Source organism: Komagataeibacter oboediens (assembly GCF_018491655.1).
GTDB classification, from domain to species: domain Bacteria; phylum Pseudomonadota; class Alphaproteobacteria; order Acetobacterales; family Acetobacteraceae; genus Komagataeibacter; species Komagataeibacter oboediens.
Genome location: NZ_JABLUU010000061.1, coordinates 35,840 through 48,293, shown reverse-complemented (window position 1 = coordinate 48,293; position 12,454 = coordinate 35,840). Strand labels below are relative to the sequence as shown.

Below are 12,454 nucleotides of genomic sequence, written 5' to 3'. Positions count from 1 at the left end.
AAAATAAGATAGGTTAATTTTATATCGGAAGCGCGAATGTCTTATACCCCGGCCGATTTTTCCGATGACCTGCATAGCGGGATTGGTGCGGCTTACACTTCGCTGATTGAAATGACTGATGATCCCGACGGGCAGATCTGGCCAGAGTATCTAGTGACGGTCTGCGTCGCGCAAAAACTGGCTCATCTTAAAAGTGACTGGGGTATACTTCGGCTAGAAGAAGATGTGGCAGAAACGGCCACGAATGCTCTGAAAGGTCGAACTCCGACTGCTGTTCTGACACGCGCAGAAGGACGGATCGACATCGTATTGTTCGAGCGCAGCGGACTCGAACTGCCCCGATATGTGATCGAGGTGAAGGACGTTGTTGATTCTTATGATGAGGTCGTCAAGGATATTATCCGAATCGAAGAACTGCTGCTGCTGAACGGCGGTGGAGTAAGTAGTTCGTTTGAAATGGGGGCAATCGTTCTCCTTATTCGTAAAAAGAACACCCGAGCATTCTCTGACGTTCTCCGTCGCTCGGCATCCAAATCTGCAGGAAACATGCAGCGTCGACTTACGGGAATGCTGGCAAACCCAAGCCATGTTAAGATCGACTGGACCGTAGAAGTGGTTTCTGATGGCAGCAAGCCACGCCAACCTACACCGGAAGATTGGGATGAAGAAGGAGGACCAACGCTGAGCGGTGACGAGCAGCTTACTATTGCGATGATTGGTGTGTTCTCTCGGATATAATTGCTACACTAATTTTAAATTGGAAGGCCATATCGGGGATACTGCGAATAGGTCGACGTGGGCCTATCCTAAATTTCGTGTTTGGGCGTTTGATGCGAAAGAATGAGCAGCATCATGGTCCGACGCAAGAAACCCATCATCCCTGACTATGTTCTGGAGCAGGTTCTGGCTGACCGCGTGGTCCGCACGATGATCGAGCAGAACGAGGGCGCCAAATTCTGGCTTCGTGTCATGAACGAGCCACGCCGTCCGCGTGGTTTTTCCCGACGTCCTTGTGCAAACCTGCATAGTTCATCTGCTGCGCCATTCGTTGGATTTCGTCGCCTGGAAAAACTGCTCTGGGTGCCTTTGCCGAAAGCCCTTGGGCCGGAAATACGCAGCGATCGTCCAGTCCTGAGATCTGGCCTGGGAGGAGGGTATTCCCTTCTACGCCTTCCCTGCCGACGTCCGGAAGCTGGTCTATACGACCAATGCCATAGAAGCGCTGAACGCCAAGCTCAGGCGGGCCGTTCAAGCTAGAGGGCATTTCCCCAATGGCGACGCGGCTCTCAAGCTCCTCTTTCTGGCCTTGAATCGAGCCGAGAAAGAATGGTTCATGCCCCCACGGGAATGGTCCATGGCAAAGGCCCAGTTCGCCATTCTCTTCGGTGACCGCTTCGCCCCCGCCACCGTCTGATCAATAACGTGAACAACGCCTCTTACACGAAATCCCTGACAGTCCCGTTGACGTCGCCTTTATACCGAAAATTCATATTCATCGTCGTCGCAAGGAAGAACCGGTTAGTCCCAGTGGCCGACGTGCGAGCAATATCGTAGACACAGGAAATGGAAACTTTTTAGTCTTCTCGTTCAATAGATGACCTTCCGTTCTCCCCACATAGTCGTAATTTGCCGATATGGACGTGTGAAGCGCGCGAAATACGCTTATCTGGTGAATCGCACGAAGGCTTTGCCCTAAGTACCATCGCCCGCAGCCCTACAGCTACTGGCAAAGTCTATCTATTTGGGATCTCGCTGTGGAAACAGGGCCACCACGATATTCAAGGAGTGCATTCTGGACGCAGCCTTAACTGCGACCAGCAAAGAGATAATGGAACGATACATTTTGCCTATGAACCTATTGGCTCCGGATCGAACGGATGTGGGTCTGGTCGGATCACTTTAAACAGTGAGTGATAGGGCTACGTGAACTTAACTCTTTGGACAGGACATTAACGCGACGAATTGGCGTGATAGACTTGGACGGAGCACCCAACCATAATCTGTATCGATCATTATTGCACGGATTGTATGGTATGTGGTCGAATGGAATCTCATTGAATGTATGGAAATTCCATCTCATGTCCGCATACCCCTATCTCGCCCATTGGAAAGAAGAGATCAGCCGGAGTCCGAACGCGATTTACATGACGCTGGCCGATGCCCTGGCGCTTTCCATCCGGAAGGGCGACCTGCGGGAAGGGGACAGGCTGCCGCCACAGCGCATGATCGCAGAGTATCTTGGCACCAATCTGACAACCGTAACCCGGGCCTTTACCGAGGCCCGGCGGCGGGGCCTGATTGACGCAACGGTCGGCCGGGGCACCTTTGTCCGTGTCGGCGCCGGCGAGAGCCACTGGCGCCATACGGGACCGGCCGTGGTCGATCTGACCATGAACCTCCCGCCCATCCCGCAGGACCCGCCGCTTCAACGGATTATCCAGAGCGACATCGCGGCCATCCTGAAGCAGCAGGATCTGAACAGCCTGATGTCCTATCGGGTCACCGGCGGCACACTGGAGGAACGCCAGCTTGGCGCAAAATGGATCGCGCCCGTCATCGGGCAGCGGCGAACGGATGAAATCCTTGTCTCACCGGGCGCCCAGAGCGCTTTGGCGGCCATTGTCAGCACCCATACCCAGCCGGGTGATGTGATTGTTACCGACCGTATTGCCTATCCCGGCATCCGGACCATCGCGGCGCAGTTCGATCTCATTCTGGTCGGCGTGGACAGCGACATGGAAGGCATGATGCCGGACCAACTCGATCGCGTCTGTGCCGAGCATCATCCCCGGCTGCTCTACTGCATCCCGACCATCCACAATCCCACCACGGCCACCATGTCCCTGCAACGACGCAAGGACATCCTGAAGGTCGCCCAGCGCCACCATCTGCATATTGCCGAGGACGACCCATACAGCCTGCTGATGGACAGTCCGCTACCGGCGCTGGCAGCCCTCGACCATAGCCGTGTCAGCTACGTGGCTACCCTTGCCAAGACGCTCAGCCCCGGCCTGCGCACCGCCTATGTGGCCTTGCCCAATGCGGACATGACCCGACGGGTCGCGGCGGCCATCCGGGCCATTGCGCTCACCAATGCCGGTCTGCTCAGCGCGCTCACGGCGCGATGGATGCAGACAGGGCAGGCGCATACAATCCTGCACGCCATCCGGAAAGAACTGCGCCTGCGCCAGTCCATTGCCCGCAGGGTGCTGGGGGAGGGGCATTGCATGAACCCGGACGGGCCGCATGTGTGGCTGAAACTGCCCGACTGGTGGGGCAGTGCGGATTTTGTGGCCTACGCCCGCAGGCGGGGACTGGCGCTGGTACCCAGCACCGTTTTCACCATCAGTGGCGAGCCGCCGCAGCGTGCTCGGATCGCACTCGGCAGCGCGCCGGATGCCGCAAGTCTTGAGGAATCCCTGCATGGGGTTCTCTCGGTCCTGCAACACAAACGCTCACCCGGCTTCGCCGATATTGTGTGACCTGCGCGCAGTCTCTGGAATCGATGGGAACATCTGATTTCGGGGCGCGCCATGCGGGCACATGGAAAAACAAAAAGGCACTTCATTCACGACTGCGTGATTATAAAATCAAGCTAAAACAGATCCTTATGGATGCTCCTTACGATTGTATGGTTGTCGTATATTTTTTGTATGTCTCTGTCTTGGCAGGATGGCGGCATGTGATCTGGTTTGAGCCGTTTGTACCCTTTCCATAAGACATACAATATTTTGGCTCTCTGCCATCCCGTGCCACGTTTGCCTCGGCAACGCGGTCAGTCCCGGCTCCCTGCCGGAGACCGCAGCACACGGGAGATATACCATGCCGAAAGTCGAACACGCTCCGTACAAAGACGGCGATTGCTTCGTCAATTATGAAAACAAGGTCTTTGAGGACGTCAAAGCCAAACCCGGCGAAAAAGCCCTCATCACCTTCCACACCGTCGCCAATGAAGGCTCGGTCGGGTTCGTCAACCTGCTGCAGGCCACACGCCTGATCCGCAAGGGCTTCGAGACGTCGGTGCTGCTGTACGGACCGGGTGTCACCCTTGGTGTGCAGCGCGGCTTTCCCCGTCTGGGCGACGAAGCCTTTCCGGGGCACATGAACTGCAACAAGCAGATCGCGAAAATCCTTGAGGAAGGCGGAAAGGTCTATGCCTGCCGCTTCGCGCTTCAGGCCCTCTACGGCTACGGCGAGCAGAACCTGATCCCCGGCATCACGCCGATCAACCCGCAGGACGTGCTCGACATCATCCTGCTGGCCCGGCGCGACAACGCCTTCATCCTCAATACCTGGACCCTCTGAAGGCCCGAGGGAGGACCGCAAGCCATGTCCCGTATCGTTCGCGCCGCAGCGATCCAGATCAGCCCCGTCCTTGGTGACGATGGTCTGGGAACTGCCCGGAAAGTCTGTCAGGCCATCCGCGAGGCCGCCGAAAAAGGCGTGAAACTGGCGGTCTTTCCCGAAACCTTTGTGCCCTATTACCCCTATTTCTCGTTCATCCAGCCCGCCTTCCGCTTTGGTGGCGAGCATCTGGCGCTTTATGAACGCGCTGTCGTCATTCCCGGTCCGGTCACCGACATGGTGGCCGAGGCCGCGCGCCAGACCGGCATGGTCGTGGTGCTAGGTGTAAACGAGCGCGATTTCGGCACGCTCTACAACACCCAGATCATCTTCGACACCACAGGTGAAATCCTGCTCAAACGCCGCAAGATCACGCCCACCTATCATGAGCGCATGGTCTGGGGGCAGGGAGATGGCGCAGGGCTGAAAGTGGTGGAAAGTGCCGCCGGACGCATCGGCGCGCTGGCCTGCTGGGAGCATTACAATCCGCTTGCCCGCTACACGCTGATGACCCAGCACGAGGAAATCCATTGTGCCCAGTTCCCCGGTTCGCTGGTGGGCCAGATCTTTGCCGACCAGATGGAAGTCACCATCCGGCACCACGCACTGGAATCCGGCTGCTTTGTGGTGAACGCCACGGGTTGGCTGACGGAAGAGCAGATCAAGGAAATAGCGGGCGACCCTGCACTGGAAGGGCCGCTGCGGGGTGGGTGCTTCACGGCCATCGTCTCGCCTGAAGGGAAGCTGCTCGGCACACCGCTGACGGAAGGCGAGGGGATGGTGATTGCCGATCTCGACTTCGCCCTGATTACCAAGCGCAAGCGGATGATGGATTCCGTAGGGCATTACGCCCGGCCCGAACTGCTCAGCCTGCTTCAGGACCGGCGGGCCGCCCGCACCGTTCATTACGTTGGGGAAGCCAATCAGGTTCCCACATCTACAGATGAGGCTGCGTCATGACCATTCCGACGCTCGGTACACTTTCTGGTCGCAAGCTCGTCACCGACCTGCAATCCTTCGGACTACAGATTGGCGCGCAGACCGGCGGCATTGCCCGCAAGGGAGGCGCCGGTCCTTCGGATCACAAGACGATCACCATTGCAGGCCAGACCGTCATGGTCCCGGTCTATACATCTGGCGCGCGGCATTCACCATTTCAGGCCAGCCCGCCGGACCAGCACGGGGCCAGCACGCTGCTACGCGATGGGCAGACACTGGGCACGATCCATTTTCCAGCCGCCCCGCGCTTTTATGGCCTGAGCACGGCGGACGGCATTCCCTACTGGAAGATCGCCCTGCTGCATGGCCGTGACACGCTGGCGACCACGGTGCACCAGACCTGCATCCGCTATGCCGACCGGCGCACCTCCTGCCAGTTCTGCGCCATCGGCCAGTCGTTGGAGGCCGATCGCACCATTGCCTACAAGACACCCGCGCAACTGGCCGAGGTCGCCAAGGCCGCCGTGGAACTCGACGGTGTGCGCGACATGGTGCTGACGACCGGCACGCCTAACGTGGTGGACCGGGGTGCGGCCGTGCTGGCGGAATCAGCCCGTGCCATCCGGACGGCTGTGGATCTGCCGCTTCAGGTGCAGTGCGAACCGCCGCGCGATCACGGCTGGTTCGAGCGGCTGCGCGACGCCGGGGCCGACAGCCTGGGTATGCATCTCGAAGCCGCAACACAGGCGGTGCGCGAGAAGATCATGCCCGGCAAGGCCACGGTCAGCGTCGATCGTTATATGGACGCTTTCGCCAGCGCCGTGCCGATCTTCGGGCGCGGACAGGTCAATACCTACATTCTGGCGGGTCTTGGCGACAGTGCCGCAGATATTCTGGCGCTGGCCGAACGGCTGATCGCACTTGGGGTCTATCCCTTCGTGGTGCCGTTCGTGCCCATTTCCGGAACACCACTGGAAAATCACGCGCCGCCTTCGGCCGATTTCATGAAGTCCGTGCTCGCACCACTCGGGCGCATGCTGCGCGAGGCGAACATGAAATCCACCGACATCCGCGCCGGGTGCGGCCGGTGTGGCGCCTGTTCCTCCCTTTCGGCGTACGAATAATGACAGCGATCCTCGAAGACGTGGACGACCGCCCGTTCATCCCTACGGAATATGTCGTGCGTCTGGCCCGCACGCCGTGGGAACGGGCGGGCTACCATGCGCTGCGCCGCGACGTGTTCTGCACCGAACAGCAGGTCTTTGCGGATGATGACCGGGACGCAATCGACGCGGTTGCCATTCCCATCATCGCGGCGTGCTGCATGGCGGGCATGCCGGACCGGGTGGTAGGCGCGGTGCGCATCCATGAGGCCGAGTCCGGCGTCTGGCGCGGCTCCCGTCTGGCCGTCCATGAAGACCATCGCAAACTGGGACGGATCGGCGCGGAACTCATCCGCATGGCGGTCAGCACGGCGCACGGGCTTGGCGCCACGCGGTTCCTGGCCCAGGTACAGGAACAGAACGTGCTGTTCTTCCGCCGCCTGCACTGGAAAAGCCTTGGAGCCATGACCCTGCATGGGCTGCCCCATCACGACATGCAGGCTGACCTCTCACGCTATCCGGCGCATGGCCAGGACCAGACCTGGCTGCTGCGCCCGCAGCCTCGTAACCGGCAGGTGGCATGATGGCACACGAACTGACTACACTGCTGCGCACGCTTCGACACGGTCGGGCCCTTGCGGGCAAACAGGATATTGCCGAAACCGTCGCAATTCTTGGTCGGGATACAAGCGATGGTATCCGCCTTGGAGATGACTGCGCCGCCATACCGGATGGCGATGGCTATCTCCTGCTGGCCAGCGAGGGGTTTCAGGACAGCTTCGTGCGCGCCATGCCGTGGTTTGCCGGGTATTGCGGCGTGATGGTCAATGTCAGCGACATCGCGGCCATGGGTGGTCGCCCTGTGGCGGTGGTGGATGCGTTGTGGAGCGATACATCCGAGGCGGCCGCGTCCATTCTGACCGGTCTGCATGAAGGTGCGCGCACCTATGGCGTACCGGTTGTCGGCGGTCATACCAACATGCGCAGCACCCATAATTCGCTGTCAGTCGCGATCCTTGGCCGTGCCTGTCATCTGCTGACCAGTTTCGATGCCCGACCGGGCGAGGTCCTGATCGCCGCCATCGACCTGCGTGGCCGCTGGCATGACCCGCATCCGTTCTGGGACGCCAGTTCCGCGCTGTGCGGCACCGAGGGGGCGGCGCGTCTTCGGGGTGATCTCGCACTTCTGCCCGGCATTGCCGAGGACGGGTTGAGCCGCGCTGCCAAGGATATCAGCATGGCCGGACTGCTGGGCACCGCGCTCATGCTAGCCGAATGTTCGGGTATCGGTATGACCATCACGCTCGATGACATTCCACGCCCCGACGATGCACCAATGGAACGCTGGCTGTCCGCATTCCCCAGCTATGGCTACCTGCTCACGGCGCGCCCCGAAGATGCCGAAGCGATCATGGCCCGCTTTCATGGGCGGGCCATTGCGGCTTCTGTCATCGGTCAGTGTGACAGCACGCAGCGGCTGGATGTCACATGGGCGGACGAGAAAGAAACCTTCTGGGATCTCGCCCGGACGCCGCTCATGGGGTGTGTGCCATGAGCCTCTCCATCGGCATCCTGACTCATTCCACCAATCCGCGTGGCGGCGTGGTGCATGGCATGGCACTGGCCGAAGCCCTGTGCGACGCAGGCCACGACGCCACGCTGATCGCGCCGGACGCGACCGGGGCCGGTTTCTTCCGCACGCCCCGCTGCGCCACAAACTGCATCCCGGCCGTGCCCGAGACCGACCTGCCAACGCTGGTGGAACGCCGCATCGGCGAGATCAGGGACGCCCTGCGTGGGCAGCATTTTGACGTGCTGCACGCGCAGGACCCGATCAGCGCCAATGCACTGGCCGAACTGGTGGAAGAGGGACGGATACCGGGCTTTGCCCGCACGGTCCACCATCTTGACCATTTCACGCACCCGGTCCTTGCCGCGCGGCAGGAACGGGGGATCAGGGCGGCGGCCGAACTGTTTACCGTCAGCACAATGTGGGAAGATGCCCTGCGCAACGACCATGGCCGCGAAGCCCCGGTCGTGGGCAACGGGGTTGATCCCGTGCGCTTCTCGCCCATGCCAACCATGCAGGATACTTCACTGCGGGCACGGTATCACCTGCCTGTCGATCAGCACCTGATCCTGTCCATGGGCGGGATCGAGCGGCGTAAGAACACGCTGTACCTGCTGGAAGCGTTTGTGGCCCTGCGCCGCGAACGGCCGGACGTGCATCTGGTTGTGGTGGGCGGGGCCTCGCTGCTGGATCATTCTGCCTACCGCACCCGATTCATGGCGCGTCTGCGCGAAAGCGGTGCGGCCGATCATGTCACCATCACCGGGCCGGTTGCGGATGAAGACATGCCTTCATTCTACCGGCAGGCGGACGTGCTGGCCTATCCATCCGTAACCGAAGGGTTCGGGCTGTGCCCGCTGGAAGCCCTGGCTTGCGGCACGCCTGTTATTGTGCCGGCAATCGCACCCTTCACGGAGCATTTTTCGGCAACGGATGCGCTGTGGTGCCAACCGGCGCACCCCGACACCTTGTTCATGACGTTGTGCGACGCCCTACGCGTCGAAAGCCGTGACCATTTCCGGGCCAGCGGCCCCGCAACCGCCCGCCGTTTCGACTGGGGCAGCGTCGCCAGCCGTCACCTCCCCGCATACCGGCGTCTGGCGGCGCGGTCGCGCACCGATGCTCTTGCTTCAGGAGTTCTTTCACCATGCCCGAAATGACCTTTCGCGTGCGCTGGCCCGATGGGAAGGAGACTGACTGTTACTCCCCGTCGCTGGTCATAAGGGATCACTTCACGCCCGGTCAGGATTATCCGGTCCGGGAGTTTCTTGAAAAGGCGGACACCGCCCTGACGGACGCCAGCGAGCGTGTTCGCGCCCGCTACGGCTTCCCATGCAGCCGCGCCCTTGGCCAGCTTCAGGCCATAAGGCAGGCCGGTGCGCCCTTCCTGAACCAGTCCGATGCGCAGGTGCGCATCCTGTCTTTCAGTTATTGAGACGAAAAGAACGACCATGACACAGAACGAGAAAAGCATCCCCGTCATCATCGTGGGCGGTGGCCAGGCTGGCCTGTCCCTGAGCTGGTATCTCTGCCGCGAGAAGGTGGAGCACATCGTCTTTGAGGCAAAGACCGCCTGCCATTCGTGGGATGATGAGCGCTGGGACAATTTCTGCCTGGTCACACCGAACTGGCAGTGCGAACTTCCCGGTCATCCCTACAAGGGGAAAGACCCGCACGGCTTCATGGTGAAGCAGGAAATCATTGACTACGTGAAGGGATTTGTTGCCTCCTTCAACCCGCCCCTGCGTGAACACACAGCCGTCACCTCCATCACCCGCCATGAAGGTGGTGGCTATCGCGTGGTAGCAGGTGGTGAGACTTGGCACGCGAAACATGTTGTTATCGCATCCGGCGCATATCAGGACGCGGTCATCCCCGGCTATGCCAGCGGCATCGACCCCGCCATTCATCAGGTTCACTCGCAGGATTACCGCAACGCGGCCCAGTTGCCTGAAGGCGCGGTTCTGGTCGTGGGCAGCGGCCAGTCCGGCGCGCAGATTGTCGAGGACCTGTTCCTTGAAAAACGCAAGGTCCATCTCTGTGTCGGCTCTGCCCCGCGCGTCTCACGCTTCTACCGTGGCCGCGACGTTGTGGACTGGCTGGCGGACATGCACTTCTATGACCTGACGGTGGATAATCATCCTTTGCGTGACGGTGCACGCGACAAGACCAATCATTATGTCACGGGCCGAAATGGCGGGCATGACCTTGATCTGCGCAAGTTCGCGAAGGAAGGCGTGGGCCTGCACGGCACGCTGGAGACAATCCGCGATGAAGTGGCGCACTTCGCGCCGGATCTTGCGGAAAACCTTGATGATGCGGACAAGACCAATGCCGACATCAAGAAATCCATCGACGCCTATATCGCCCGTGAAGGGATCACGGCCCCGACCGAAGCCCCTTATGTGCCTGTGTGGGAGCCCGATGGCAGTAACACCCCGCTCGACCTGAAGGCTGCCGGGATCACTTCGATCCTCTGGTGCATCGGCTTCCGCCCGAATTATCGCTGGATCGACGTGCCGGTCTTCAATGGGGCCAACAAGCCGGTCTGGCATCGCGGCGTGACCGATGCGCCGGGCTTCTACTTCCTCGGCCTGCCATGGCTGCACACCTGGGGATCGGGACGGTTCTCCGGCGTTTCGCGTGATGCCGCGTGGCTGGCCAGCCAGATCACCGGCAAAGACGTGCCTGTAGCCTGAACGGAGTAACCGCCATGCTTCCATGGACAACATATGAGGCAATGTATGATGCGGCACGGAACCAGCCAGAACAGTTCTGGCTGGCTGCGGCGCAACGCATCACATGGAAACAGGTACCTGTGACTGCATGCAGGACGCGGGCGGATGGCTGGCATGACTGGTTTCCCGACGCCACGCTCAACACCTGCCATAACGCCGTCGACCGGCATGTAGAGGACGGACGCGGCGGGCAGGCGGCGCTGATCTGGCATTCCTGCGCCACAAAGGAACGGCAGGTGGTAACCTACCGGGAACTACAGGACAGGGTGGCCCGGTTTGCCGGTGGCCTGCGCGCGCTGGGGGTAGGGCAGGGCGACCGCGTCCTGATCGCCATGCCGACCATGATCGAAACGACTATTGCCATGCTGGCCTGTGCGCGGATCGGCGCCGTGCATGTGGTGGTTTTCGCCGGTTACGCCGGGCCTGAACTGGCACGACGGATTGATGACGCAGCACCGAAGGTCATCATCATTGCCAGTTGCAGCTTTCAGGGGCAGACGCCCATTCCATCCGCACCTGCCCTGAATGAGGCGCTGGCCAAAACGACGCATAGACCGCAGGCCTGCGTGATCGTGCAGCGTGAAGCCTGTCCGGCATCGCTTCTGCCAGTGCGGGATCATGATTTTCGCACGTTGGAACAGTCCGCACCGGCAGAGCCGGTCACGCTGCGCTCCGAAGATCCCCTGTATATTCTTCACACGTCCGGCACGACGGGCAATGCGAAAGGCATTGTGCGTGACAATGGCGGGCATGCTGTGGCTCTCGCCCTGTCCATGGAGCTGATCTACGGCTGCAAACCCGGCGATACCTTTTTCACCACATCGGACCTGGGCTGGGTGGTTGGCCATTCCTACGGCGTCTATGCGCCGCTGCTCAGCGGCTGCACCAGCGTGATCGTGGAAGGCGGCGCATCGGCTTCCGCTATCCGCGCGCTTTGCCATGAGCACGAGGTGAAATGCCTGTTCACCACACCCACCCAGATGCGCCTCATGCGGCAGGAAAGCCGCAACCTGTCAGGGGCCATCCTGCCAGCACTTGCCCGCATTTTCGTGGCTGGGGAATATGCGGATCCGACATTGCTGGAGTGGGCACGATCCTATTTTTGCAAACCCGTGGTCAATCACTGGTGGCAGACTGAAACGGGGTGGAGCATCACCGCTCATTTTTTTGGCCTGCCCGAGCGCGAGCCGGTCTCGCTCATGAACGACATTGGGCGACCTGCACCGGGATTTCGCCCGGAAATTGTGCCGTCCATACCCGGTGAACAGTGCGGCGAGATTGTCCTTTCTCTGCCGCTGCCGCCCGGCTGTCTGGCTGGCGTATGGAAGGATGGAGCGATCCATGTTCCTACAGCTTACCTGGACGAGACCGGCCAGTATTATCGCACCTTTGACGAAGGCATGATCGAGGCCAGCCGCGCCGTGCATATGCTCGGACGTTCCGATGATGTCATCAAGGTCGCAGGACGGCGGATTTCGGGCGTGCAGGTTGAAAAGATCATCGCCACCCATCCTGCCGTTCATGCGTGTGCTGTCGTCGCAATTCCGGACGAACTGAGAGGGCAGCGACCTATCGCTTATGTGGTGCCAGATCCCGAAGCGGAATACGCGCCTTCTGCCGAGGAAATCGTTGCGCGGGTTAACGCAGTCCTCGGACGCTGGATTGGCCTGAAAGAAGTCCGCTTCGTCAGGCATCTGCCAACCACCGTGTCCGGAAAGATCACGCGGAAGCGCCTGTTGGTCTCCTGACGGAATCACTAT

At 60.5% G+C, this 12,454-nt stretch carries 11 protein-coding genes and 1 pseudogene; all 12 read left to right on the top strand.

Annotation, left to right across the window (positions count from 1 at the left end; genetic code table 11):
* The first annotated feature begins 36 nt into the window (after positions 1 to 36).
* On the top strand, positions 37 to 738 hold the full coding sequence (locus HNO79_RS16610) for a hypothetical protein (RefSeq protein WP_025813227.1): 702 nt from the start codon (positions 37 to 39) through the stop codon (positions 736 to 738).
* A 168-nt stretch (positions 739 to 906) separates the two neighbouring features.
* Positions 907 to 1,414, top strand: a pseudogene (locus HNO79_RS16605) (transposase); the annotation flags it as partial.
* Positions 1,415 to 2,078: 664 nt separating this feature from the next.
* Complete coding sequence (locus HNO79_RS16600) at positions 2,079 to 3,482, top strand: aminotransferase-like domain-containing protein (RefSeq protein WP_141301109.1); 1,404 nt, start codon at positions 2,079 to 2,081, stop codon at positions 3,480 to 3,482.
* Between the two features lie 340 nt (positions 3,483 to 3,822).
* The gene (locus HNO79_RS16595; RefSeq protein WP_110560076.1) at positions 3,823 to 4,305 is read left to right on the top strand and encodes an MSMEG_0572/Sll0783 family nitrogen starvation response protein; all 483 of its coding nucleotides are present in this window, start codon (positions 3,823 to 3,825) and stop codon (positions 4,303 to 4,305) included.
* Between the two features lie 24 nt (positions 4,306 to 4,329).
* Positions 4,330 to 5,304, top strand: a complete 975-nt coding sequence (locus HNO79_RS16590) for a Nit6803 family nitrilase (RefSeq protein WP_025812333.1) — start codon at positions 4,330 to 4,332, stop codon at positions 5,302 to 5,304.
* Positions 5,301 to 6,407 (top strand): MSMEG_0568 family radical SAM protein, encoded by a 1,107-nt coding sequence (locus HNO79_RS16585; protein ID WP_025812334.1) that lies wholly within the window; start codon positions 5,301 to 5,303, stop codon positions 6,405 to 6,407. Before HNO79_RS16590 ends, HNO79_RS16585 begins: the two co-directional genes overlap by 4 nt.
* A complete protein-coding gene (locus HNO79_RS16580; RefSeq protein ID WP_141301107.1) occupies positions 6,407 to 6,970 on the top strand; it encodes an MSMEG_0567/Sll0786 family nitrogen starvation N-acetyltransferase in 564 nt (187 codons plus the stop codon). The genes HNO79_RS16585 and HNO79_RS16580 overlap by 1 nt, the downstream gene beginning before the upstream one ends.
* Complete coding sequence (locus HNO79_RS16575; RefSeq protein ID WP_025812335.1) at positions 6,967 to 7,941, top strand: sll0787 family AIR synthase-like protein; 975 nt, start codon at positions 6,967 to 6,969, stop codon at positions 7,939 to 7,941. Before HNO79_RS16580 ends, HNO79_RS16575 begins: the two co-directional genes overlap by 4 nt.
* On the top strand, positions 7,938 to 9,116 hold the full coding sequence (locus HNO79_RS16570; protein ID WP_025812336.1) for an MSMEG_0565 family glycosyltransferase: 1,179 nt from the start codon (positions 7,938 to 7,940) through the stop codon (positions 9,114 to 9,116). The genes HNO79_RS16575 and HNO79_RS16570 overlap by 4 nt, the downstream gene beginning before the upstream one ends.
* A complete protein-coding gene (locus tag HNO79_RS16565) occupies positions 9,104 to 9,391 on the top strand; it encodes an MSMEG_0570 family nitrogen starvation response protein (protein WP_025812337.1) in 288 nt (95 codons plus the stop codon). Before HNO79_RS16570 ends, HNO79_RS16565 begins: the two co-directional genes overlap by 13 nt.
* Positions 9,392 to 9,407: 16 nt before the next feature.
* Positions 9,408 to 10,655, top strand: a complete 1,248-nt coding sequence (locus HNO79_RS16560) for an MSMEG_0569 family flavin-dependent oxidoreductase (protein WP_141301103.1) — start codon at positions 9,408 to 9,410, stop codon at positions 10,653 to 10,655.
* Between the two features lie 14 nt (positions 10,656 to 10,669).
* Positions 10,670 to 12,442, top strand: a complete 1,773-nt coding sequence (locus HNO79_RS16555; protein ID WP_025812338.1) for an AMP-binding protein — start codon at positions 10,670 to 10,672, stop codon at positions 12,440 to 12,442.
* Positions 12,443 to 12,454: the final 12 nt, after the last annotated feature.